Here is a 24490-nt window from a genome sequence, read left to right as displayed (position 1 = left end):
ACGATGACCTCTACGCTGCTCGACTCCATCCAATCGCCGGCCGATCTCAAGGGCCTGGACCGTCGCGAGCTTCAGGTGCTGTCCGACGAGTTGCGGGCCTTTGTGCTCGAATCGGTGTCGCGCACCGGTGGCCATCTGTCGTCCAACCTGGGCACGGTCGAACTCACGATCGCGCTGCACCACGTCTTCAACACGCCGCATGACCGGATCGTGTGGGACGTGGGCCACCAGACCTATCCGCACAAGATCCTGACCGGCCGCAAGAACCAGATGGGCACGCTGCGCCAGGAAGGCGGCATTTCCGGCTTCCCGCGTCGCCGTGAATCTGTGTACGACGCCTTCGGCACGGCACACTCATCGACCTCGATCTCCGCTGCATTGGGCATGGCCGTGGCGTCGCGCAACGCCGGCACGCCGCGCAAGCACATCGCCGTGATCGGCGACGGTGCCATGACGGCCGGCATGGTGTTCGAAGCCATGAACAATGCAGGCGTCACGCCTGACATCGACCTGCTGGTGATCCTGAACGACAACGACATGTCGATCTCGCCTCCGGTCGGCGCGCTGAATCGCTACCTGGCGCGCCTGCTGTCGGGCAGCTTCTATTCGGCTGCGCGCAATGTGGGCAAGGCCGTGCTGTCGAAGGTGCCGCCCGTGCTGGAACTGGCACGTCGCTTCGAAGAACACGCCAAGGGCATGGTCACGCCCGCCACGCTGTTCGAAGAGCTGGGCTTCAACTATGTCGGTCCCATCGACGGTCACGACCTGGATTCACTGATCCCCACGCTGCAGAACCTGCGCGGCCAGAGCGGCCCGCGTTTCCTGCATGTGGTGACCAAGAAAGGCCAGGGCTACAAGCTGGCCGAAGCCGATCCAGTGCTGTATCACGGCCCTGGCAAGTTCGACCCGGCAGTGGGCATCGCCACCGGCGGCAAAGCCAGCCGCAAAACCTTCACCCAGGTGTTCGGCGACTGGCTCTGCGACATGGCCGAAGCCGACCCGAAGCTGGTTGGCATCACGCCCGCCATGCGCGAAGGCAGCGGCATGGTCGAATTCGAACGCCGTTTCCCAGACCGTTATTTCGACGTGGGCATTGCAGAACAACACGCGGTGACCTTTGCAGCCGGCATCGCCTGCGAAGGCCAGAAGCCGGTGGTCGCCATTTATTCAACCTTCCTGCAACGCGCCTACGACCAACTGATTCACGACGTGGCCTTGCAAGACCTGGATGTCACCTTCGCGCTGGATCGCGCAGGACTGGTCGGTGCCGACGGTGCCACCCACGCCGGCAACTACGACATCTCGTTCCTGCGTTGCATCCCCAATATGGTGATTGCTACGCCGTCGGACGAAAAGGAATGCCGTCTGTTGCTGTCGGCTTGCTACCAGCACGTCGGCCCGGCATCTGTGCGCTACCCGCGCGGTGCGGGTGTCGGCGCGGCGGAAGCCAGTGGTCTGGAAGGCGTGGCAATCGGTCGTGGCGTGGTGCGTCGCGAAGGCAAGGGCATTGCGATCCTGGCCTTTGGCACCTTGCTGCACCCGGCCCTGGTTGCCGCGCAGGCATTGGGTGCCACGGTTGCCGACATGCGTTTTGTCAAACCTATCGACCGCGCGCTGATCCTCGATCTGGCTTCACGCCACGACGCATTGGTCACCATCGAAGACGGTGCCGTCATGGGTGGCGCGGGCAGTGCAGTATCCGAAGCCTTGAACGAAGCCGGTATCACTATTCCGATGCTGAACCTGGGTCTGCCGGATCAGTTCATCGACCACGGTGATGTGGCTGCCTTGATGGCGGGTGTCGGGCTGGACGCTGCGGGTATTGAAGCGTCGATTCGCAAGCGTTTTGCAGAAAACCTGGCACCGGTCGCGAAGGTTGCGGCCGCAGACTGAGGGACCGGCACAAAGCTGACCCTCCCGGATTCAGCCAATACGCCGGACGTCATCTGCATTGACCGTAGCGTGCACACCTGCCGGTCGGCGCTGCGCCGAGATGGTCTGACGCAGAACTGCCAAGAGAATCCTTCCATGGGCAGTCGCCATCGATATAATTGAGACGTTTTCTCATTTACATCGTGGCGACTGCCCATGTCTTTTTCTACATCCGGCCTGAGCGTGGACGCCATCGGCCAGCTTTACACTGGCCACCATCGCTGGCTGCTGGGCTGGTTGCAACGCCGCGTCGGATGCCGCGATCAGGCAGCCGATCTGGCGCAGGACACCTTTGTGAAGGTGCTGCGCAGTCGAAATAGTCTGTACGTCGAGGAAGCCCGCGCCTTGCTGTCGACAATCGCGCGCAGCATCGTCGTCGACCATTTCCGTCGACGTGCGCTGGAACAGGCGTTTCTCGATGCCTTGGCACTGATCCCTGAACCGCAGTCCCCCTCGCCCGAAGCACGTTCTCTGGTGCTGGAAGCGCTGCTGGCGGTCGATCGCATGCTCGATGGCCTGCCCGACAAAGTGCGGCGGGCCTTTTTGCTCAGTCAACTTGATGGCATGGGGTATCGCGACATCGCAACCGAGCTTGGCGTGTCTGTCAGCTCAGTACAGCAATACATGACCCGGGCCTACGCCGCCTGCTATGCGGCGCAATACGCCGACGAGACATGAATCCCCGGCCTGATGTGGTGCGGGCAGCCATCGACTGGATGGTCGATCTGCAATCTGGTGTAGCCACCGCAGAACAGCACGAGGCCTGCCGCCGCTGGCGTGAGGCCAGCCCCGAACATGCACTGGCTTGGTCACGCCTGCAGGCATTGGGTGGCAGCGTGCAAGCCTTGCCCGGCGTGCTGGCCCACGCCACGCTTGATGACGGCAGTGCCTTGCGGCGACGTCGCCGTGACATGATGAATCGACGCGGTGCGCTGGGCGTGATCGCCATGATGCTGGGCGCGGGCGCCAGTTGGTGGGCCGTGCAACCCGACGCTGCCTGGCACGCGCTGGCCGCCGATTGGCGTTCGGGTGTGGGCGAGCGGCGCGACAGTTTGCTGGCCGATGGCACACGCATCCAGTTGAATACTGACACCGCCATCGACGCGCGCTACGACGAGCATCAACGTCTGTTGATCCTGCGCCGAGGCGAAATCCTGATCACCACCGCACCAGACCGGCAAGTACCTGCACGGCCGTTCCGGGTGCGTACCCGCGACGGCCTTATCCGTGCGCTGGGTACGCGTTTTCTGGTGCGCCAGTATCGTGGGGATACCGTGGTGGCGGTTTTCGACGGTGCGGTCGAAGTCCTTCTAAGTCAGGGCGCACAGCCCGTGCGCGTCGATGCCGGTCGGCAACTGCGTTTCGACGCGCTTCACACAGGCGCGATGACGGCGGCTGATGCCGATGCGATTGCCTGGATCGACGGCGCAATCGTTGCCCGCGATATGCGGCTGGATGACTTTCTGGATGAACTTGGCCGGCATCGGGCAGGGGTGTTGCGCTGCGAGGAAGCGGTAGCAGGTCGGCGCATTTCGGGTGCCTTCCCGCTGGCCGATACCGACCGGGCATTGGCCGCGGTGGCGCGCACGCTGGACTTGCGCATCGATATGCAGACGCGCTGGTGGGTCACGGTACGCGCCAGGACTGTTGTCTGAGTGCGTTGGCATAGGCCTGATCGCAATGGCCTGCCTACGTGTCTGTCCGCATCGGTTCGGGGCCTATCGTCCCGCCAGCGTCATCGCACCGTGCTTCGCCACCACATCGTCTTCGCATCTTTCCGAAATTTTTTCGCACAAGGACTGCAGGTTTTTTGAACTCGCTCGGTTAAGGAGACAGAACAACCACTGTCTCCTTGCGGACGATCATGAACTCTCGTATTTCTCCTGCCGTGCCACGTCCTTCTCTTACGCTGCGCCGCCTGTCCGTGCTGGTGCTGACCGCTGCCACACTGGCTGCGACTGCCGTACCCGACAGCGCCCACGCACAGGCCAGCACGGCCAGCGCCAACAAGCGCTACGACATTCCTGCCGGCCCGCTCGATGCCACGCTGAACCGCTTTGCGCTGACGGCAGGTGTATTGCTGCCGTTCCAGCCCGCTGATGCGCAGGGCCTGAACAGCCCGGGCCTGCGTGGCGAATTCTCGGTCGGGGAGGGCTTCAACCGCCTGCTGGCCGGCACCGGCCTGCGTGCGGTACCGCGTGGGGGCAACGAATACCGGCTGGAGAATGCGGCAGCCCCCGATATCTCGCGTTTGCCCACGGTGCAGGTAGCGGGCGATGTCGTCGAAGATGCACGCGGGCGAGTCGAAGGTTTTGTTGCGCAACGCACGGCCAGCGGCAGCAAGACCGACACGCCGATTGTGGAAATTCCGCAGACCATCAACGTGGTGACTGCTGACGAAGTCGCCGCACGCGGGGCAATCAGTCTCAGCCAGGCCTTGCGCTACACACCGGGCGTCAGCAATCGCGGCTATACCGAGAGCTACATGCTGGCCGACGAGACCACCTCGCGCGGTTTTTCCCCGTCGCCGCAATATCTGGATGGCAGCTACCTGCCGTATGCGGGCAGCCTGGGCGGGGCCTCGCAGATCGAACCGTATTCGCTTGAGCGCATTGAAGTCCTCAAGGGGCCAGCGTCTGTGCTGTATGGCCAGAACCAGCCCGGTGGCATCGTCAACATGGTCACCAAGAAGCCGACCGACACGCCTGTGCGCGAGGTCAAGCTCGGCCTGGGCAGCTACGGACGCGTCAATGGCGCGCTCGACGTGGGGGGTGTCATCAATGAAGACCGCAGCCTGCTGTATCGACTGGTGGCAGTCGCCAACACCGGCGACCAGCAGATCGACGCAACTAAAGGCCAGCGCCTGTTCATTGCCCCCAGCCTGACTTGGCGACCCAGCGCGGCCACCTCGATCACGGCCTACCTGCAACTGCAACGCGACGACGCCGTTCAGGACTATCAAGCCTTGCCGCACATCGGCAGCCTGTTGCCAGGCCCGGGCGGTCAACGCATTTCCCGCGATTTCTTTGGCGGCGATCCGAACTACAACGACTTCTATCGTGAACAGCAAATCCTGGGCGTGGACTGGTCACACCGCTTCAGTGACAGCCTGCAATTCCGCCAGGGCCTGCGCTTTGTCAACGTCAACGACCGCTACAAAGGCTTCTACCTGAGCGCCTTCGCCTCCGGTGCTGGCGGCCAGAGCGACTACAGCCGCGCGCTGCGCACCAAGATCGACTGGCAGCAGCACAACACCGTGCTCAGCCTGGACAACAACCTGGAATGGCGCAGCGCAAGCGGCCCGGTGCAACACACGGTGCTGGCCGGCGTGGACTACCGTCGTTTTGACCGCCGCTACGACGGCTACAACGCCTATTCAGTCACGGCCATTGACTTGTACAACCCGCGCTACGACCTGGCTACGGCCGACCCGGTGCTGACTACCAACTGGCACGACACCGTGGACCAAGTTGGCTTCTATCTTCAGGACCAGATGCGCTGGCGTGACCTGATCCTGACCGTTGGCGGCCGCCACGACTGGGCCGGCATCCACAACCGCGATCAGTTCGCCAACACGCAGACCGAGCAGAATCATTCTGCATTCACTGGCCGCGCAGGGCTGACGTGGCTGGCGGGTGGCGGCTGGGCACCGTACGTGAGTTATTCCGAGTCCTTCGTACCCATCGTCGGCACGGATTTCTACGGCTCCACCTTCAAGCCCACCACAGGTGAGCAGATCGAATTGGGTGTGAAATTCCAGCCTCCAGGCACACGCGCATTGGCGAGCTTCTCGGTGTTCGACATTCGCCAGAAGAACCTGACCACCACCGACTACGCACACCCCGGATTCTCGGTGCAGGAAGGCGAGGTGCGTTCACAAGGTGCGGAACTGGAGATCAAGGCGCGGGTGTTCGATAACATCGACGTGATCGCGGCGGTGTCGCGCGCCGACGTGCGCACGACCAAGTCGAACAACGCGGCATCCTTGAACAAACAAGCGGTATTCAGCCCGCCTTGGTCTGCCTCGCTGTGGGCCAACTATCGCTTGCCCGACGGTGCGCTGAAAGGACTGGATATCGGCCTGGGCGCACGCTGGACGGGCAGCAAGTACGGTGACTCCGGCAACACCTTCCGCACGCCGGCCTACACCGTGTTCGACGCAGCGTTGCGTTACGACTTGGGCGAGATCAACGCCGGATGGCGCGGGGCAGAGCTGACCTTGAACGTGCAGAACCTGTTCGACAAGGAATACATCTCGAACTGCAATTATTCCTTGGTTGCTACTACGGCAAGGAACGCACGGTGGCGGCAGGGATGACGTATCGCTGGTAAGCAAGGTGGCGCAGGGGTGGGTGATGCCGCCCCTGCGTCGTATCGGTTTAACCAGTCTTTGATGGCTTATCGCTTGATGTAGTCCAACACCGGTGCCAGTTCAGCTATCTGCGGGGCGGTGGCCAACGCAGTCGATGCCGTGCACCAGGGATAGGACAGCGTAGCCAGCCACTGGTCCAGCACTGCCTCGGCATGTTCGGCAGCCAGCACTTGCATGGCTTCAATCGTGATTTCCAGACCTTGCACGCGCAGCCCTTTTTCAGTGCCCGCGAACTGCCAGAGATAACTTCCGCAGCCCACCCGAACACTGCCGCTGGCTTTCTCGGTCATGCCCACCAGCCAGTCGCAGCGATAGCTGTCCAGCGCCTTGTCGGCAGGCGGCGTATCGAGACAGAAGGTATAGACGTTGTCGTAGTTCTGCCCGAAGCGGCGCGATAGCACATCGGCAATGGCCGACTGGCCTTGGGTCTGGGCGGGGAAGGAGATCGCTTCTGATTTGACCAGCATCGTCAAACTGGCATCTGGCGCGAAGGTACTCGCCATCAGATGAGGACGGTTGCTGTCCTTGGCGTGGATGTAGGTGCGGATCAGGGATTCAACCGTCGGGCTGACGGCGTGCTTCGGGTCTGGCGTTCCAAGCGTCATGGATATTCCTTCAGGGCAGGTTCGATCCGCAGCGCTCGGTTGCCGGATAGCCACCGGGCAGCGGAAATGCGGGAAGGATGCTAATCCAAGCGCCTGGCATCAGGCCCTGCGCCCCTTGCGTGAGCGCGGGTATTGCGCGGAATGGGCAGCAGACAGGGACGGCAGACAGGGACAGCAAACGAGCAAGCAGCGTGAAGTCTTACTGCTGCTCGTTCGCAGGAAACAAATGTCGTGCTCAGCGTTCCACGTACCAGCGATCTGCCGCCAGCATCACCTCGTGGTGACCACGCCCTGCGGGCATCATTGGGAAGCAATTCTGCTGGGCAGCCACGACCACATCCAGGAAGTAGGGGCCATCGGACGCCATGCAGCGTTCCAGCGCGGCATCCAGTTCAGCCGGGTCTGTCACGCGTTCAGCCTGCCAGCCGAATGCCTTGGCCAAGGCCACAAAATCAGGCAAGGCCTCAGTGTAGCTGTGGCTGTAGCGACCCCCGTGGATCAGTTCCTGCCACTGGCGCACCATGCCCATGTAGCCGTTGTTGCTCAGCACCAGCTTCACCGGCGTGCGGTGCTGCATCGCGGTCGAGCATTCCTGGATGTTCATCAGCACGGAAGCGTCGCCGCTGACGCACACTACCAAGTCGTCCGGATGAGCGATCTGCGCGCCGATGGCAGCCGGCAATCCATAACCCATGGTGCCGGCACCGCCCGAGGTCAGCCAGCGATTCGGGCGCTCGAACTTCAGATGCTGGGCTGCCCACATCTGATGTTGACCGACATCGGTAGACACGATCGGGTCACGATCCGCGATGGTGGCTTGCAGACGCTGCATCAGGAACTGCGGCAGGATCTGCGTGGTGTCCGTAGGTACCGCCAAGCACTTTTCTGCGCGCCATACTTCGATGCGCTTCCACCAGTCGTCCAGTTGCCCGGACACTTGCCGATGCACATTCACGGCTTCCTGCAAGGCCAGCAACACCGGCAGGCAATCGCCCACCAGCGGCACGTCGGCCTGCACCACCTTGTTGATCGACGACGGGTCGATATCCAGGTGGATTTTCTTGGCGTTCGGGCAGAAGTCGCGCAGCTTGCCGGTCACGCGGTCATCAAAACGTGCGCCGATGCAGATCACCAAGTCGGCATGGTGCATGGCCAGGTTGGCTTCCAGCGTGCCGTGCATGCCCAGCATGCCGACGAACTGCGGGTCTGACGCGGGGAAGGCACCCAGGCCCAGCAAAGTAAGCGTGCACGGCGCGCCGGTGTGGCGAACCAGCTTGGCGAAAGCCTCGCAGGCTTCTGCACCCGAGTTGATCAACCCGCCGCCACCGTAGAACACCGGGCGACGCGCGTTGGCGATCAGGTTGGCGGCTTCGGCCAACTGCCGGGGCGGCGGCGTGCGGCGTGCGGGCGGCTGGCGGCGCAGGGCCACCGGAGCTTTGGTGTAGCCGCGCGGCGCGGGTGTCAATTGCATATCTTTCGGGAAATCGATCAGCACCGGGCCGGGACGATCGCCGGTAGCGATGCCCAAGGCGCGCGTGACGGTGTCAGAAACGTCTTCCACCGCGCGGATCTGCGTGTTCCACTTGGTTACCGAGCGCGAGATACCCAGCGCGTCGCATTCCTGGAAGGCATCGGTGCCGATCGCATGGCTGGCAACCTGGCCGCTGATGCACAAAAGCGGGATCGAATCGCACATTGCGTCCAGCAGGCCAGACGTGGTGTTGGCCATACCCGGACCCGAGGTCACCAGCACCACACCCGGCTTGCCAGTGGTACGGGCGTATCCTTCGGCTGCGTGTACCGCCGCCTGTTCGTGTCGCACCAGCACGTGGCGCAGACGCGGTTCGGCGAACAGCGCGTCGTACAGCGGCAAGACGGCACCGCCCGGATAACCGAAGACGGTATCGACGCCATTGGCGACCAAGGCGTCAATCAGCGCGTGGGCACCCAGAAAAGGGGCTTGGGCGAGCTCGACGGCGCCGGATACGAGGTGGGGTGCGAGGCGATCATTCATGTCAACATCTTATGACGATCGGCGAAGAAATATTCCCCTATTATTTCCCCTAAAATCGGCGTGTTAGGAAAAATTTTCTGCAGATAGTCTGGATGAGAGAAAATGAACCTCGATAAGTTCGATCTGGCAATTCTGGGCGTGTTACAGGGCGATGCGCGGGCCAGTCTGCAGGACATTGGCACGGCAGTCGGCCTGTCATCCACCCCCTGTTGGAACCGCATCAAGCGCATGGAAGCGGCGGGTGTCATCAAGGGCTACACGGTGCAGATCGACCCGGCCGCCGTGGGTTTCATGGACACCGTGATCGTCCACGTGACGCTGGAAAGCCACAGCGAAGAAATGCTCTACAAGTTCGGCCAGGCGCTGGCCCAGATTCCCGAGGTGCTGGAAGCCTTCCTGGTGTCTGGCGACTACGACTATTTCATCCGTATCGCCGTGCGCGATACGCGCGACTACGAAAGGCTGCTGCGTGAAAGGCTTTATATGATTCCCGGCATTCGGCACAGCAAGTCCAGCTTCGTGCTGCGACGCCTGAAAGAAAGCGCGTTGCCGCTGCACTTGGCCGGGGCGCAGACTCGTGGCTGAAGCAAGGCGAGGAGCGAGCAAGGCAGCCGTGCGGGTCGAGCCAACAATTGCGCAACCGGCCCGATCAAGCAGCAGATCCACGACCAAGCCATCAAACGATCGCGCCGCCCGTACCACGGCAGGCGGTGTGGGCACAAAAGCCCGGGTGGCACCAGGCGGCACGATTCAGCCGGTCACGGCTCCCAGGCGCGATGGGCGTGCCGAACCAACCGGCACCATTGCGCCAGCGCGGATGGCCAGATCGGCAAGACATGCCGGTGGCTGGGGGCTTGGCGCAACCATCGGGCTGTTCTTTGTCATCGCCTTGGCGCTTGGTGCCATCGCAGGGCGCGTGCCCGCCTGGGTGGCGCTGGTCTATGCGGTGATGAGCGGCATAAGCGTGCTGGTATATGGGCTGGACAAGTCTGCCGCGATGGCGAACCGGCGACGGACGCCCGAGCGCAGCTTGCATCTGCTGGCACTCTTGGGCGGCTGGCCGGGTGCCTTGTTGGCGCAGTCAGTGTTTCGTCACAAGTCGAGCAAGGCCGGGTTCCAGTGGATGTTTCGCTTGACGGTGGTCGTCAATCTTGGCGTGCTGACCTGGTTGCTCTGGAGCCGTAGCGGCATCTCGCTGGATCGTCTGCTGCTTGTAGGATGGCAAGCACTGCACAGCGTCATCACACGCGGTCAGTGATCGCGTTTCTGGCTGGCACTGGAGTTGTGATCGTGATCGTGGTTCTGGTCGTGACCGTGATCGGCATGACTGTGCGCCACGCCACTACCCCCAGACTCCGCGCGCTGATCCTCCACATGCCCATGCCCCTCGAAATGCGCATCCCAAGGTAGCGGCTGACACGGTACGCGTTCGCATTGCACCGTCGAATGCGCAATGCCGTGCGCGGCGATCAGCGCACGGCGAATCGCCGGCACCACCTCGGTTTCCGCATCGATCACAGGATCGACCACCGCGTGCACCGTCAGGCTGGGTTTGCCACTGGTCAACGACCAGACATGCAAATCGTGAATCGACAACACCCCCGGCACCGCCAGAATGGTTCGTTCGACCGCATCGATATCCAGGTCCTCGGGCACACCTTCCAGCAAGATGTTCAAGCTGGACTTCAACAACACCCACGTGCGCGGCAACACCCACAGGCCAATCAGCACCGCCACCACCGAATCCACCCAGCCCCAGCCCGTGAAGCGGATGACCAGCGCCCCGATGATCACGCCCACCGAACCGAGCATGTCTGCCCAGACTTCGAGATAAGCGCCTTTCACGTTCAGGCTGGAATCCTTGCCCTGGCTGAGCAGACGCATGCTGATCAGATTGACCACCAGTCCCAGCACGGCGACGACCAGCATGCCTGTCGACTCGATCTGCACCGGCGAGAAAATGCGCTGCCAGGCCTCGATCACGATGTAGATCGCCACCATGAACAACAACATGGCATTGAACGCCGCCGCCAGAATTTCAAAGCGGTGATAACCAAAGGTGCGCCGCTTGTCTGCCGGGCGCTTGGCGATCTGGATTGCCGCCAGCGCAATCGCCAGCGCCGCCGCATCGGTGAACATGTGCGCGGCGTCGGACAGCAAGGCCAGGCTTTGTGTCATCAGCCCGGCAATGACCTGCACGACAAGAAACGATGCCGTCAGCGCCAACGCGATGCGCAGAGACTTTTCATTGGCACCGGCTGCATGGTTATGTGCGTGATTGTGGTCGGAGCTCAAGGGGGCCTGATCAGAAAAGAGGTAGCAGGGTGGTCATGCAACGGATTGCAAATCCGTGTACGTGATAACAAACGAAGCAATAACAACGAAGCAATAACAACGAAGCAATAACAACGGTGCAATAAAAAAAGCCACCGGTCGTACAACGATCCGATGGCTTTTCAGCACTTGCAATAGCTGCGACTCTTGAAAATCAGTCGCGGAAGTTCTCAAAGCCCAGCGGCAAGTCCGTGATTTCCTTCTTCAGCAGTGCAATTGCAGATTGCAGATCGTCGCGGTCCTTGCCTTGCACGCGCACCACGTCGCCTTGAATGCTGCCTTGCACCTTCATCTTCGAATTCTTGATCGCGGCCACGATCTTCTTGGCGTTTTCCTGCGGCACGCCGTTGCGCACGGTCAGCACCTGCTTGGCTTTGTCCATGCCCATCTTTTCGACCTTGCCCATGTCCAGGAAGCGGACATCGACCTTGCGCTTGGTCATCTTGCTCAGCAGCACGTCACGCACCTGGTCCAGCTGGAAGTCGCTGTCGGCGAAGATCGTCAGTTCTTTTTCGGTCTGCTCGACCTTGGCATCCGACCCCTTGAAGTCGAAGCGCGTGCCGATTTCCTTGTTGGATTGCTCAACCGCGTTGCGCAGTTCGACCATATCGGGTTTGCACACGGTATCGAATGAGGGCATGAAAAACTCCATATCAGTGTCTGCACGCAAGCAGAAGGCGCGGCGCGCAGCCGGGGCGTTTGGGGATTCCGGTGCGCAGACGGCACCGGCTATCCCTCGATTGTAGTCAAGTAACATGGCCATCCTTGTCATTGCTGCGCGGATCGCTCGTGTCACTGCCCGTTTTCCCCGATTCCGGTTTGCCTGCCTCGCCGATGAACCCACTTACAGACGCTGCGCACGCCGATGGCCAGCAAGCCGTCCTGACGCCGGTTGCGCAAGATCTACGTGCCTTCAATACGCTTGGGCTGGCATCGCACACACATGCCTTCGTCGAGATCGATGACGCCGCGCAGTTGCCCGCGCTGGCCCAACTTGCCCGCGAGTATCCGGGCCTGCTGGTGCTGGGCGGGGGCAGCAATATGGTGTTGCCAAGCCAGGTGAACATGCTGGTGGCCCATATGCGGCTGCGCGGTATTCGCCTGCTGGACACGACCGCAGACCACTTGCTGATCGAAGCCGCCGCCGGTGAACGCTGGCACGAGGTGGTAGCCCACACCATTGCGCAAGGCTGGCCGGGGCTGGAAAACCTGGCACTGATTCCCGGGCAGACGGGTGCTGCACCGGTTCAGAACATCGGTGCCTATGGTGTCGAACTGAAAGACCGTTTCGACAGCGTGGTGGCCTATGACCTGCACGAAGAATCCTGGGTAGAGATGGACCACGCCGCCTGCGCCTTTGCGTATCGCGACAGCATCTTCAAACATCATCCTGGTCGCTGGATCATCACGGCGGTGCGCTTTCGGTTGCCGCGTGCCTGGGCACCGGTGTTGGACTACCCAGACCTGCAACGCCATTCGGCACTGGCTGCCGCGCGCGAAGCAGGCAATGTCACGGCCCAACAGATTTTTGATGCGGTCTGCGAAATCCGCATCCGCAAGCTGCCCGACCCGGCCGTGCTGGGCAATGCAGGCAGCTTCTTCAAGAATCCGATCGTGGATGCTGCCACGCACATCAAGCTGGCTGCGGAACACACCGGGCTGGTCGCCTATCCCCAGGCCGATGGCAACGTGAAGCTGGCCGCTGGCTGGCTGATCGACCAATGCGGCTGGAAGGGTAAGGCCTTGGGTCGCGCAGGGGTGCATGCCGCACAGGCGCTGGTGCTGGTGAACCTGGGTGGCTCAAGCGCTGCCGACATCATGGCGCTGGCGCGTGCGATTCAAGCCGATGTGATGACTAAGTTCGGCGTGGTGCTGGAGCCTGAACCTATTGTGGTGACTTGAGGACGCGATGACCGATACGAAGCCGGGATTCTTCAAACGCCTGTTTGGCGCAAAACCATCGCAGCCAGATCCGGAGTGCGACGACACGCCGCCCGAGCCTCGACGCCTTGACATGCTGCCAAGCGGTGAAAACCCGATCCATGTCTTCCTCGATCAGCTTGGGCTGCCCTGGCGCTCCCCGCGTAGGGTGGTGGAGCAGGCTTGTGGCATACAGCAGCATCCCTGGTACCGCTCCGACATGGTCAGTCTGGAGCAGGCAACCCCTTTGCCGGGCTTCATGCTGCCCTGGCATGCAAGAAGCTTCGATCGGCTTTCTCCCGAGTTTCCGATTGCGGAGTTCGAGGGCATCGTCTCCTTGAGCACCGACACGCGTCTGAATGTGCAAAAGACCCACGATGCGTTGGCGCAGCATCTTGGCCCGGCTCCCATCGGCGAGCGTTACAACACCTGGATTTGCGAATGGCGGGCTGGTGCTGCTGCCATCGAACTGATTGCCTGGCCACCGGAATGGCAGTCGCAGGACTTGGAAAACGACGCGCATGATGCCGAGCCCAGGTTGATCACGGCGTGCTTCATCCATGTGCGAACGGGGTTCAGGCAGCCGCCCAGCGAGCTTGAAGCCGCATGGCTTGCCGCCTTCCAGGCGATGGATCCCGGCGTCTCTCTGTATCCGCAGTCTGCCGAGCAGATCCTTGACACCGCACCCAGTGAAACCGAACTGGAATATGTCCGTGAGCCGTCCGGCTACTTGCCGCAGTTGTTGGGCAAACTGGGTTGGCCGTCGGACCGGCGCGCACTGATCTTCTGCACCACTCAGCTATTCGTGATTCCCCGCGACGATATCCTGGGCTTCGAGATCGAGCGCATGTTGCCCGCCAAGGGGGGCGGCGGGTCCAGGCTGTATGTGCGATGCCGCACGTCTTGCCCGGATGTCGCGGACAAACTGATACTTGTCACTGGCAATGGCAAGCCCGATGGGTTGAACGATCTTGGCCAGGAACTTGCCACCTCGTTCGACAAGCCTATCGAAATTCGGCCCTACGAGTACGACGCGTAGCGAGGCATAGACAGGGCTTGCACGACGCGCGGTCAGGGCGGTGTGCTGGTGTCGGCCAGTACATGCATGCCGGTCACTAACTCACGTCGGTCAACGCACCGGCTGCCGCCACGAATCTATCCCGCAACCACTGATGCCCAAGATCATCATGGGCACGAGGGTGCCAGGCCATGGCGATATCGAAGGACGGCAAGCGCAGCGGCGGCTCGAAGATATCCAGGCCGTCTGCATAACGTTGCAGCAGCAGGTTTGGCAGCGTGGTGATGCAGTCGGTGTCGGCCAGCACCAGGGGCACCTGGTTGTAGCTTGATACGGTGATGTGCACGTCGCGGCGTGCATCCAGTGCGGCCAGGGCATCGTCAATGCTGCTGTGAAGCATGCCTTGGCGAGACACCATTACATGAGCCAGCCGGCAATACTCCGCGAGCGACAGCGGGCCTGGCCCGCGTGGGTGTCCACGGCGCTGCGCTACGCGGAAGGTATCGGTCAGCAGATGACGAGATCGCAAAGGGCCGGGGATCTTGTCGCGCAGGCCCAGATACAGGTCGATTTCGCGACGCTCCATGCTGTAGACAAGATTGGTCTCCTCCGGCGTCACGAAACTCAATCGGATGTTCGGCGAGTACTGCGCCAGCACCATCTTCGCCACTGCCATGCCGATGATCGTGAACACGTTGTCGTCGATGGCGACGACGAAGTGTCGGGATTGCCGGGTGGGGTCGAACTTTTCCTGTGACTGCACCGCGCTTTGCAGATCCATCAAGGCATCGTGTAGCCCCGTCTGCAAGGCAAGCGCCTTGGCCGTGGGCACCATGCCACGCCCGGCTTCCGAGGGAACCAGCAGGGGATCATCAAACAAGTCCCGCAGCCGGCTCAGTTGTGCAGACAGTGCTGGCTGACTGATGTGAAGCCGCTTTGCCGCCTTGGTGACGTTGCGCTCTTCCAGCAGCACGTCCAGGGAAATGAGAAGCGGAAGGTCCGAGCGCCTGATATCCATTTTGCTTATACCTCGTATCGTCAATGCGCACTCGTGGTGCAGACGCACGAGGATCTACGCTCGCCGTTCTTCTACGACATCCGGGCAGAGGCAGCGTTTTGCATGGCAAATGCTGCCATCACTGGGTCGCAATCATCCAAGGCGAGCACCATGAAATTCAGCAAAACCAAATTTAGCAAAATTAAATTTAGCAAACTCATCACGGCAATGGCAGTTGCGGCATCTGCCGTTTCAGCCACAAGCATTCCTTTTTCTGCCTTTGCCGCCGGCGCGGACGCGACCACTATTGCGCGCACTCGGGCGCAATCCCAAGGCGTGTATCAGTACCGGATTGGCGATTTCCAGGTCACCGCACTTTCCGATGGCACGGTGCCGCAGAACTTGCACGCACTGCTGACCAACATCAAGCAGGCAGAAGTCGATGCGCTGCTGCACCACGCCTTCCTGGCCAACCCGGTCGAGGTGTCGATCAACGCCTACCTGATCGACACAGGTTCCAGGCTGGTGCTGGTCGAGGTCGGCGCGGGCTTGTTGTTCGGCCCAGGCAATGGCGGCAAGCTGCTGGGCAATCTGAAGGCAGCGGGCTACGAGCCGGCCCAGATCGACGACATTTTGTTGACCCACATCCACGCCGACCACAGCGGTGGCCTGACTGCAGACGGCAAGGTGGTGTTCTCGAATGCCACGGTGCATGTGGGCAAGCCCGATGTGGACTTCTTCCTGAACCCGGCAAACGCCAATGGTGTCGATGGCTACGACAAGCAGTATTTCCAGCAAGCCGTGGCTTCGCTCACCCCTTACGTGAAAGCGGGCAAGGTGCACGCCTTCAGTGGTGAAACGCAGATCCTGCCCGGCATCAAGGCCTTGCCCGCACCGGGCCACACGCCCGGTCACAGCTTCTATGCGCTGGAAAGCAAGGGCGACAGCATCACCTTCATTGGCGACATCGTGCATGTAGCGGCGGTGCAGTTTCCCAAGACGGCAATCACCATCGTCTATGACGTAGACCCCAAACATGCAGCCTCGGAACGTGAAACCCAGTTTGCTGGTTTTGCTGCCAAGCGCAGTCTGGTGGCGGGTGCACACTTGCCGTACCCGGGGATTGGCCATGTCCGGGCCGAGCAAAGCGGGGGTTATACCTTCGTGCCGGTGGATTTCATCGATCGCACATCGACGGCAAAGTAAACATCGGAACTGGGTGGGGTAAGCAGGTCATTGCGATAGCAATCGACCTGCATGGCCTCCGGGTCAATGCCGGGTCGCTCAGTTGCCCCGGCCTGTTGTCGCGCTGAGCGCTGCTTGCGGTGTTTTCACAAAAATCACCGCGTCTGCCGCGCTTGTCAGGGCTTGCTGGCAGTCACCGAACGTGCAGGATGTCTGCCACCAGTTCGATGCGTCAGGCTTGCCCGCAAGTTCACGGAAATTGACCGCAAACACATCGGCAGATCCCGCGTTGATGAATGCGGCCAAGCCATCGTCAGTGTAGAACTCGCGGGCTTCCCGCGCGGCAATCATGCCGATGATGGCCATGTTGTGCTTGAACGTGGTGTGCAGTTGCTGGCCCATGGGGATGAAACCCCGGTCCGAGGCCCGGTGGCTGGTTCGCGGCACACGCACCGCATGTTTGAACGCAGAGAAGACCAACACGCGTCCTCGTGCACCTTCCTGATCCAGCACCCACTTCACGTTGTCGGCCATCGACGCATCACGCATGTCCAGGTTGCGCTGTCGATTGCCGGGGTCTGCGCCTGCCCACCAGCCATTGCTGCGCAGATCGGTATCCAGGTTCCTGGCGTTCAGCGCATTGCGGTAAGCGCGCTGAAAACGCTGGAACGAGCTAAGCCCCGTCCACGCGTTTTTCTGCCGTTCGAACAGCTTGACGAGGTCTGCGAGCGCAAGCGTCATGGATTCGCGATCGACCGAGGAAATGTCGGCATATCGCTGTTGCACCAGCGCTGCCAGCAGCGGTTCCATGCGCTGCTGCCAAGCCTTGCCTGCACCGGGGTCAACCTGGTGAAGATAGGCGAGCGCAGCGTCTGCCGAGCGGCGGGCCGGGCTTCGATCGGCACCGTTCAGATAACGCGCGTTGCCCAGCATCTCGATGCCGTAGAAGCGCACGGCCTTTGCTGGCCCCACACGCGCGTTGTGCTGCCGCATCCATTCGATCAACTGGCGATTCGCATCCCAACTGCGTGGCGCAGAAAACGAGAACACCTTGGCGACCAGCGTGTCATCCAGGCTGCGCGCACCATTGACGTATTCATTGACCTCCATGCCATCTTCAAACCCGGTTTCCAGCGCAATGGTGGTGAAGCCGTGCGTCTGCACCAGGTATTCGAAGAGCCTGTTCCTGGCTTCCAGCGACTGCTGAACCCCATGCCCGGACTCGCCCAGCAGCACTAACTTTTTGCCGGCGACCAAGGTGTCGACGAAAGCCCATTCCTGGGTACTGTGGCTGGCTGCCAGCGTCGTCAACGCGTGGGTGGGGGTGCTGGGTGACGGATGCGACAAAGCCTGTGCCTGCGACAGACCCGACATGCCCACCAGCAAGCTTGTCGCAAGCAAAAAGGCCAGGGATGTTCGACGCTGCCGCCATATCAACTGCCCCCATCCCTTGCGGCACTCATTGGCCAGTTTCAGGCCAAGCGGGCCGGCAATGGTGTTGAGGGCAGGGCGAGTGTTGGATGGCACGGAATTCAGGACTGGCATATCTGGATCTGGCTTGAAATAGGTGTGCAGCAACATGGCCCACATGCGCGACACACACATACCTCTGCGCGGTGTGCTGGCATTAAGGAACATAAAAAAACCGGGCCATGACGCCCGGTTTGATCGATGTCCGGGTGTACGTTCCACCCGTATCGGTTTCAGCTTAGTCGCACTTGCCCAGCAGCAGGAACTCCATCAGTGCCTTCTGCACGTGCAGGCGATTTTCTGCTTCGTCCCACACCACGCTTTGCGGGCCGTCGATCACGTCGGCCGTGACTTCCTCGCCGCGGTGTGCCGGCAGGCAGTGCATGAACAAGGCATCGGGAGCAGCAACCGCCATCATGTCGGCATCGACGCACCAGTCGGCAAAGGCCTCGCGGCGTTCGTCGTTTTCGGCTTCGAAGCCCATGCTGGTCCACACGTCGGTGGTGATCAGGTCGGCACCGCGGCAGGCGTCGATCGGATCATCAAAAGTGGCCACATGCGAGGCATCGCCCAGACCTGCTTGCGCCAGGTCAACCGCATAACCCGGCGGGGTCGACACGTTGACCTTGAAGCCCAGCAGTTCACCGGCTTGCAGCCAGGTGTAGAGCATGTTGTTGGCATCACCCACCCACGCCACGGTCTTGCCCGCGATGCTGCCGCGATGCTCGATCCAGGTGAAGATGTCGGCCAGGATCTGGCAAGGGTGGAATTCGTTGGTCAGACCGTTGATTACCGGCACGCGCGACACGCTGGCGAAGCGCTCGATCTTGGTTTGTTCGTAGGTGCGGATCATCACGATGTCGACCATGCGCGAAATCACGCGCGCGGTGTCTTCGATCGGTTCGCTGCGACCCAGTTGTGAATCACCCGTGGTCAGGTGAATGACCGAGCCACCCAGCTGATACATGCCGGCTTCGAACGACACACGCGTGCGCGTGCTGGCCTTCTCGAACACCATGGCCAGCGTGCGGTCATGCAGCGTCTGGTGGGGCTGATATTGCTTGAAGTGCGTTTTGATGACTTGCGTGCGTTCGAACAGGTAGCCAAGTTCTTCGGCCGACAGGTCTTTGAACTGCAAGAAGTGCCGCACCGGCACCGGGGCTTGAATTTTCGTGGCTGTCATGCGTTCTTTCCTCCCGCGAGGAATTGCTGCACCAAAGGTGTCAGGATGGATACCAGTGTTTCCGCGTCTGCTTCCTGGAAGATCAGCGGAGGCAGCATGCGGATTACGTTGTCGCGTGTCACGTTGATCAGCAGGCCTGCATCCAGCGCCTGCTTGACCAAGACACCGCAAGGGCGGTCCAGCTCGATGCCCAGCATCAGGCCGCGCCCGCGCACTTCGACCACACCTTCGGTGTTGTCCAGCGCGCGTTGCAGCGCAGCCTTCAGGTAGTCACCAACGCGCGTGGCATTGGCAAGCAGCTTTTCTTCTTCCAGCGCGTCAAGCGTGGCCAAGGCGGCTGCGCTGACCAGCGGATTGCCACCGAAGGTCGTGCCGTGGGTGCCCGGCGTCATCACGTCTGCCACACGTTCACCCGCCAGCACGGCACCGATCGGCACACCCGAGCCCAGGCCCTTGGCAAGTGTCATCACGTCCGGGCGGATGTTTGCCCATTCGTGTGCGAACCAGCGGCCAGTGCGGCCGATGCCGGACTGCACTTCGTCGATCATCAACAGCCAGCCACGCGCATCGCACAAGGCGCGCACCTGCTTCAGGAAATCAAGGTCGGCTTCACGGATACCGCCTTCGCCTTGCAGCACTTCCAGCAGCACGGCGTTGACGCGCGGCTCGTTGTCGCCGGCCTGTTCGATCTGCTTGATGTCGTTGTAATCAACGGCGATGAAACCCGTGGGCAGCGGCTCGAAGCCTTCGCGTGCCTTGGCGCTGCCGGTGGCAGCCAGCGTGGCCAGCGTGCGGCCATGCCACGAGTTTTTCATCGTGATGATGTGTGCGTGCGTGTTGCCCTTCAGGTAGCCATAACGACGAGCGATCTTGATCGCGCCTTCGTTGGCTTCGCTGCCGGAGTTGCAGAAGAACACTTCTTTCATGCCCGACAGCTTCACCAGACGTTCAGCCAGTTCAGTCTGCAGCGGCACTTCGTAGATGTTCGAGGTGTGGATCACGCGCGCAGCCTGCTGGCTGATGGCCGCGACCAACTTCGGGTGGGCATGGCCCAGGCCCGATACTGCAATGCCGGCAAGCGCATCAAGGTATCGTCGGCCCTCGGTGTCCCACAACCAGACGCCTTCGCCGTGCGTGAACGCAACGGGCAGGCGGGAATAGGTGGACATAAGGGCTGACGACATCGATGACTCCTGAAAGCGTCGATCAATAAATGAAAACGGCGGCCCGGATGAGGCCGCCCAGTTGGAACCGCCGTGGCAAGCACAGCGGGAAATCAATGGCAAAGACGGTAGAACGCGACAGCGACACACGTTCACGGCACATGCTCACAACAAGCGCTCACGACTGCCTTCGGCCGTGCACGTGCGCACCAAGCATGGCCGCGCAGCATCGCGTCAGACACTACAACACGAATGTTACCCAGCGATGATACCCGAGGGGCGCGCGCACGGCATCCGGGTGAGTCTGGACGCCAATTCCAGGGCGATGCGCGATCAGGCTCTGGCTTGCGCTACAATTTTGGCTTGGCCTTCATCGCGTTTCTCATAAGCGCCTGGGGCGGTGCGGGAACGGTGCGGGAACACTCACGACTCCATGGCAGACAGCGTCAAACAGCTCATCATTCAGGGCATTACCTCTTCCGGCAGCACGTTTCGCCCCAGTGACTGGGCCGAGCGCCTGGCTGGCGTAATGGCATGCTTCCGGCCGGCTGGCAGCGCCAGCAGCCACATTACCTATTCGCCTTACGTGGTGCCGCGTTTCATCGACGGCATCAAGTGTGTGGTGGTCGATGAGCGCATTCGCGGCATTGAACCGCTGGCGTGGAAATTTGCGGTCGACTTTGCACGCGACAACGGCCTGCAGACCATCGAGTCCACCGTGTCACCAGACGACCCGCCGATCAAGTAAGCCGATACCGCCCGCAAGGGCATTTTTTTCGCCTGGACGCTGTGGCGTGGATCAGGCCGCCGCCGGTCCTGCGTTGGCAGATTCTTCGATGTACAGACCCACGCCACGTTGCTTGACGGCATGTTTGGCCAGCGCCGCCGCGCTCGCCACTTCTTCCGGGCGTTGGTAGCTCCCTGGCTGAATCCGGACCGCTCCCACCGCCAAAGTGGTCAGCGGGAAAAAGGCCAGATAGCCCTGACGGTCTTCCGCTTCAATGCCGCCAAAAGCGCGTGCGGTCTCGTCGTACAGCAGTGCTGCGCGGGTGTTGAATTCTTCCAGCATGCGTTCGACTCGCTCTTGCCAGTCTTCGCTCTGGAACAGAATCACAAAATCGTCACCGCCGACGTGACCAACGAAATCGCGGCGTGCATTGCACTGCGATATCAGCACCTCGGCAAGCAGGCGGATCATCTGGTCGCCGCGCCAATAGCCGTATTCGTCGTTGAATGGCTTGAAATGATTCAGGTCGCCATAACAGGCGGTGAATGGCTTGCCGTGATCAAGCAGCCGCTGAATGTGCGCGCTGATCGGAATGTTGCCGGGCAGGAAGGTCAGCGGGTTGGCATGTCGGGCGGCCTCGATGCGCACTTCGGTAACTGCGCGCACCAGTTGTTCACCCGTGCCCAGGCCCAGATAGCGGCCATCGTCCACAATCACAAAACCATCGGTCAGATAGCGCTGATCGCCCGACAGCAGCAAGGCCGTCATCTCGTCCAGGGTCTGCGCTCGTTCCACCAGAATGGGATCGGCTCGCATGAAGGGCTCGCAACTGCGGCGACCGTACAGCTCCTTGTGATAGGGCTGGGTATAGCGGTCCATGAAGTCACGCCGGTTGATCAGGCCAAGCGGACGCGAGGCGGTGTCGACCACACAGACCGCATGCAGCGCCGGTGTCTGGTGGAAGAGGGCGACCACGGCATCGTTGGTGGTATTGGGCAGCACAGGCGGCGCGTCGACCCGCAGGGCATCCACATGATGGTTGTTGTGCGCAACCGGCCCCGACGGTGGATAAACCGCCACCTGACGGTGTTCCAGCACTTCCAGCGTCGCTTGGTTCAGATGATGATTGACGCCCAGTGCCGGCCGATCAAGGAAGTAGCCCTGCGCGTAATGAAAGCCCAGGTCACGCACCGCACCCAGTTCGTCGGCGGTCTCGATGCCCTCGGCCACCAAACGTGTGCCATAGGCTTCTGCGATGTCGAGCAGGGCGCGCAGCGCCTGCATCTTGCGTGCATCCAGATGCACATCGCGTGCAAAATAGCGGTCGATCTTGACGATATCGGGCTGCAATTCAGCCCAGCGACGCAGGCTGGAATAACCGTTGCCGAAATCGTCCAGGGCGAGCATGGCACCTTGTTCGCGCAACTGCCGCAGCACGCGACCCAAATCGTCAGAGCCTGGGCCGGGATCGTCTTCGGTCAGCTCGATCACAAGTTGCGAGGCATCGATGCCGGTATCGGCAAGCAGGCTGGCCAGCGGGCGAACCGGGTTCTGTCGCGCCAAGGCCAGCAAGGCGGTCGCCCCGAAATTGACGAACAGTTTTGCGCAGCCCCGTTGTGCGGCGTAGCTGGCCGCACCGACCCGCGCCGCCACGCGTTCCAGTTCAACCACTCGCCCTTGACGCTGCGCAAGGGCGAACAATGCGTCAGGGAATTGAATATCGGTGTCGCGCGGTCCTCGGATCAGGCTTTCGTGACCATAGACCTTGCCGCGTGCAAGATCGATGACCGGCTGAAATACCGCGTGCAGCGCAGTCTGATCGACCAGGCGCTCAGGCGAGGAAAGGGGCCGGTTGACGGCATGCAGGTCAGTGAGGGTTGGCATGGCTCGTGGGAGCCTAGTCCCCCCTCGTGATGGTTTTGTTACTCTAGGGTTTTCCCTATATAAAAATGTTGCGGCATTGCTTCATGTCTGCATCGGCTTAAAACGTTTGCCAGAAGGCTCCACGAGACCGCTACCTGACGTATAGTGTGATATGAAAAGTTGTGACAAATTTTCGCGCCGAGTCCCATGAGCCTTTCCACCGATACCCATCCCATGTCGTCAGAAGCGCTGAATGCGCCGCCTAGCGATGACGCCAAAGACGAACCGTCGATGGATTCTTATCGGCTAGTGCACCCGCTGGATATTTGCTCGGTACTTGCCGACCTCCGGCGTGGCCGTAATCCCCTGACCATGCGTTGGGGTGTTGGCGCTCAACAGGGCGTGACCAGTGTCGTCCACGTCGATAACGCCAAGCAGGAATGGATGTTCGAGCCTGATATGGCTCCGGGGGTCACGGACTCGCTGCTGGCTGCCAAAGCCATCGCGTTTTCGGGCTCCGCATCCGGCATTCGCGTTCGCTTCGTGACGCCGCCGCCGGTTGAACGCAAGATCGACGGCGTGCGCGTGCTGGTGTCGCCGCTGCCGCAAAGTCTTATCCGACTGCAAATGCGCCGGCACTTCCGTGCGGTTGCCAAGAAAAGCAATCCGTATGGCTGCGTCTCGGTGCTGGCCGATGGCAAAGAGCGCTCGCTATACCTGCACGATATTTCCTTGGGTGGTGTCGGGCTGCGCGCGCGCGACCTGCCGCTTGATGATCTGCCTATTGGTACGGTGTTGAGCGATGCCTTGCTGAGCTTCGGTGAGCTGGGCAGCTTGCAGATCGGCCTGCGTGTGATGTCGCAGCGCGCGGTTGATATGGCGGTCGGACAAGTCAGCCACTTCGGTTGCCAGTTCATCGATCCAGGTCGCAGCGACGAGCCTTTCGTGCAGCGCGTGATCTATCACCTGGAACTGCTTCGTCGCAACGGCGCTTGATTATTGTTGGGCTGGCAGGCTGCGGACTTGATGGCCGTGGCCTGAGGTGCCAGGGCTGACAAAAGCGCTGGCGCTGATCAAACGATGGCACTGATCAGAAAATTCAGCCAATAAAAAACCCCGGATACGCAAAGCGTTCCGGGGTTTTTTTCGACCTGGACGGCATTGCTGCCGTTATCGCCGGGAGTGCAGTGCTTGACGCGCTTGCGCTCCCAACGATTGTCGTGAACTTAGGCCAGTGCCTTGATGGCGGCAGCCAGACGGCTCTTGTGACGAGCAGCCTTGTTCTTGTGGATGATGTTCTTGTCAGCCACGCGATCGATCACGCTGGTGGTCTTTTGGTAGACGGTGGTGGCAGCAGCCTTGTCGCCAGCGTCGATCGCTTGGCGAACGCGCTTGATTGAGGTGCGCAGCATCGAGCGCAGGCTGGAGTTGTGTTTGTTGCGTGCGACAGCTTGGCGTGCACGCTTGCGAGCTTGGGCAGTATTGGCCATGAGGTATTAGTCCAGTTTCCGGTTCAAGAGAGCGAAGCTCGTTAGTTCAAGCGGATGGTTCAGAGGGGCTGTTCGGTCTTGAGCCACATATCTGCGTAAAGCCCGAAAGAGCAGGGTCCTACGTCGATCCGTTGCATCAAGGCCAAAAAGTTTTGTCGAGAAGGTGGCAGTTACGCCCTGGTTGGCATGTCTTGGCGTTTAAGCCTTGGCAATTCAA

At 61.2% G+C, this 24490-nt stretch carries 22 protein-coding genes; 11 read left to right on the top strand and 11 right to left on the bottom strand.

The features are described 5' to 3' along the window. Positions 1 to 3: 3 nt before the first annotated feature. The 4 genes from dxs (at position 4) to FXN63_RS16860 (ending at position 6250) form a co-directional block, all read left to right on the top strand. Positions 4 to 1893: a 1-deoxy-D-xylulose-5-phosphate synthase gene (dxs, locus tag FXN63_RS16875; RefSeq protein WP_148816378.1), complete on the top strand. Its 1890-nt coding sequence runs from the start codon at positions 4 to 6 to the stop codon at positions 1891 to 1893. 195 nt (positions 1894 to 2088) lie between these two features. Beyond that, complete coding sequence (locus FXN63_RS16870; protein ID WP_148816377.1) at positions 2089 to 2610, top strand: sigma-70 family RNA polymerase sigma factor; 522 nt, start codon at positions 2089 to 2091, stop codon at positions 2608 to 2610. Continuing rightward, positions 2607 to 3587 carry a FecR domain-containing protein gene (locus FXN63_RS16865; protein ID WP_148816376.1) on the top strand — a complete coding sequence of 327 codons (981 nt, stop codon included), beginning with the start codon at positions 2607 to 2609 and terminating at the stop codon, positions 3585 to 3587. Before FXN63_RS16870 ends, FXN63_RS16865 begins: the two co-directional genes overlap by 4 nt. A 209-nt stretch (positions 3588 to 3796) precedes the next feature. Further along, the gene (locus tag FXN63_RS16860; protein ID WP_222863930.1) at positions 3797 to 6250 is read left to right on the top strand and encodes a TonB-dependent siderophore receptor; all 2454 of its coding nucleotides are present in this window, start codon (positions 3797 to 3799) and stop codon (positions 6248 to 6250) included. Between the two features lie 80 nt (positions 6251 to 6330). Here FXN63_RS16860 and FXN63_RS16855 read toward each other — a convergent pair whose 3' ends face one another. Continuing rightward, a complete protein-coding gene (locus FXN63_RS16855) occupies positions 6331 to 6909 on the bottom strand; it encodes a hypothetical protein (RefSeq protein ID WP_148816375.1) in 579 nt (192 codons plus the stop codon). A gap of 235 nt (positions 6910 to 7144) precedes the next feature. Next, positions 7145 to 8923, bottom strand: a complete 1779-nt coding sequence (ilvB, locus tag FXN63_RS16850; protein ID WP_148816374.1) for a biosynthetic-type acetolactate synthase large subunit — start codon at positions 8921 to 8923, stop codon at positions 7145 to 7147. 102 nt (positions 8924 to 9025) lie between these two features. Between ilvB and FXN63_RS16845 the strand changes: the two genes are divergently transcribed. Together FXN63_RS16845 and FXN63_RS16840 are read left to right on the top strand one after the other, a co-directional pair. Continuing rightward, positions 9026 to 9508: an Lrp/AsnC family transcriptional regulator gene (locus FXN63_RS16845; RefSeq protein WP_148816373.1), complete on the top strand. Its 483-nt coding sequence runs from the start codon at positions 9026 to 9028 to the stop codon at positions 9506 to 9508. Between the two features lie 127 nt (positions 9509 to 9635). After that, entirely contained in the window at positions 9636 to 10181 is a 546-nt protein-coding gene (locus FXN63_RS16840) for a DUF1294 domain-containing protein (RefSeq protein ID WP_246164857.1), read from the top strand. Here the strand turns inward: FXN63_RS16840 and FXN63_RS16835 are convergent. Continuing rightward, positions 10175 to 11218, bottom strand: coding sequence for a zinc transporter (locus FXN63_RS16835; protein ID WP_148816372.1), 1044 nt, complete (start codon positions 11216 to 11218; stop codon positions 10175 to 10177). The two genes, FXN63_RS16840 and FXN63_RS16835, sit on opposite strands and share 7 nt — an antisense overlap. Before the next feature lie 193 nt (positions 11219 to 11411). Continuing rightward, positions 11412 to 11897, bottom strand: a complete 486-nt coding sequence (locus FXN63_RS16830; RefSeq protein ID WP_148816371.1) for a YajQ family cyclic di-GMP-binding protein — start codon at positions 11895 to 11897, stop codon at positions 11412 to 11414. A 194-nt stretch (positions 11898 to 12091) separates the two neighbouring features. On the opposite strand from FXN63_RS16830, the gene murB reads away from it, so the two are divergent. Next, positions 12092 to 13159, top strand: coding sequence for a UDP-N-acetylmuramate dehydrogenase (gene murB, locus FXN63_RS16825; RefSeq protein ID WP_148819449.1), 1068 nt, complete (start codon positions 12092 to 12094; stop codon positions 13157 to 13159). 7 nt (positions 13160 to 13166) lie between these two features. Further along, entirely contained in the window at positions 13167 to 14216 is a 1050-nt protein-coding gene (locus tag FXN63_RS16820) for a hypothetical protein (protein WP_148816370.1), read from the top strand. Positions 14217 to 14292: 76 nt separating this feature from the next. Here the strand turns inward: FXN63_RS16820 and FXN63_RS16815 are convergent, their stop codons facing one another. Together FXN63_RS16815 and FXN63_RS26735 are read right to left on the bottom strand one after the other, a co-directional pair. Beyond that, entirely contained in the window at positions 14293 to 15213 is a 921-nt protein-coding gene (locus FXN63_RS16815) for a LysR family transcriptional regulator (RefSeq protein WP_148816369.1), read from the bottom strand. Between the two features lie 71 nt (positions 15214 to 15284). Next, complete coding sequence (locus tag FXN63_RS26735; RefSeq protein ID WP_187395262.1) at positions 15285 to 15509, bottom strand: hypothetical protein; 225 nt, start codon at positions 15507 to 15509, stop codon at positions 15285 to 15287. 19 nt (positions 15510 to 15528) lie between these two features. Here FXN63_RS26735 and FXN63_RS16810 point away from each other — a divergent pair, with 19 nt between their 5' ends. Further along, entirely contained in the window at positions 15529 to 16398 is an 870-nt protein-coding gene (locus FXN63_RS16810; RefSeq protein ID WP_246164856.1) for an MBL fold metallo-hydrolase, read from the top strand. Positions 16399 to 16476: 78 nt separating this feature from the next. On the opposite strand, the gene FXN63_RS16805 is transcribed toward FXN63_RS16810, so the two are convergent. The 3 genes from FXN63_RS16805 to FXN63_RS16795 all read right to left on the bottom strand — a co-directional run bounded on the left by FXN63_RS16805 (position 16477) and on the right by FXN63_RS16795 (position 20214). After that, the gene (locus FXN63_RS16805) at positions 16477 to 17904 is read right to left on the bottom strand and encodes an erythromycin esterase family protein (protein WP_187394926.1); all 1428 of its coding nucleotides are present in this window, start codon (positions 17902 to 17904) and stop codon (positions 16477 to 16479) included. Positions 17905 to 18085: 181 nt separating this feature from the next. Continuing rightward, positions 18086 to 19030, bottom strand: coding sequence for an ornithine carbamoyltransferase (gene argF, locus FXN63_RS16800; RefSeq protein ID WP_148816366.1), 945 nt, complete (start codon positions 19028 to 19030; stop codon positions 18086 to 18088). Beyond that, positions 19027 to 20214: an aspartate aminotransferase family protein gene (locus FXN63_RS16795; RefSeq protein ID WP_148816365.1), complete on the bottom strand. Its 1188-nt coding sequence runs from the start codon at positions 20212 to 20214 to the stop codon at positions 19027 to 19029. Before FXN63_RS16795 ends, argF begins: the two co-directional genes overlap by 4 nt. A 412-nt stretch (positions 20215 to 20626) precedes the next feature. Here FXN63_RS16795 and FXN63_RS16790 point away from each other — a divergent pair, with 412 nt between their 5' ends. Further along, positions 20627 to 20941: a DUF3579 domain-containing protein gene (locus FXN63_RS16790; protein WP_148816364.1), complete on the top strand. Its 315-nt coding sequence runs from the start codon at positions 20627 to 20629 to the stop codon at positions 20939 to 20941. 51 nt (positions 20942 to 20992) lie between these two features. On the opposite strand, the gene FXN63_RS16785 is transcribed toward FXN63_RS16790, so the two are convergent. Next, positions 20993 to 22804 carry an EAL domain-containing protein gene (locus FXN63_RS16785; RefSeq protein WP_148816363.1) on the bottom strand — a complete coding sequence of 604 codons (1812 nt, stop codon included), beginning with the start codon at positions 22802 to 22804 and terminating at the stop codon, positions 20993 to 20995. 186 nt (positions 22805 to 22990) lie between these two features. On the opposite strand from FXN63_RS16785, the gene FXN63_RS16780 reads away from it, so the two are divergent. Continuing rightward, on the top strand, positions 22991 to 23779 hold the full coding sequence (locus FXN63_RS16780; RefSeq protein WP_148816362.1) for a flagellar brake protein: 789 nt from the start codon (positions 22991 to 22993) through the stop codon (positions 23777 to 23779). Between the two features lie 230 nt (positions 23780 to 24009). Here the strand turns inward: FXN63_RS16780 and rpsT are convergent, their stop codons facing one another. Continuing rightward, positions 24010 to 24273 (bottom strand): 30S ribosomal protein S20, encoded by a 264-nt coding sequence (rpsT, locus tag FXN63_RS16775; RefSeq protein ID WP_148816361.1) that lies wholly within the window; start codon positions 24271 to 24273, stop codon positions 24010 to 24012. Positions 24274 to 24490: the final 217 nt, after the last annotated feature.

This window comes from Pigmentiphaga aceris (assembly GCF_008119665.1).
Lineage (GTDB): Bacteria > Pseudomonadota > Gammaproteobacteria > Burkholderiales > Burkholderiaceae_B > Pigmentiphaga > Pigmentiphaga aceris.
This window is presented reverse-complemented; position numbering and strand designations above follow the sequence as displayed.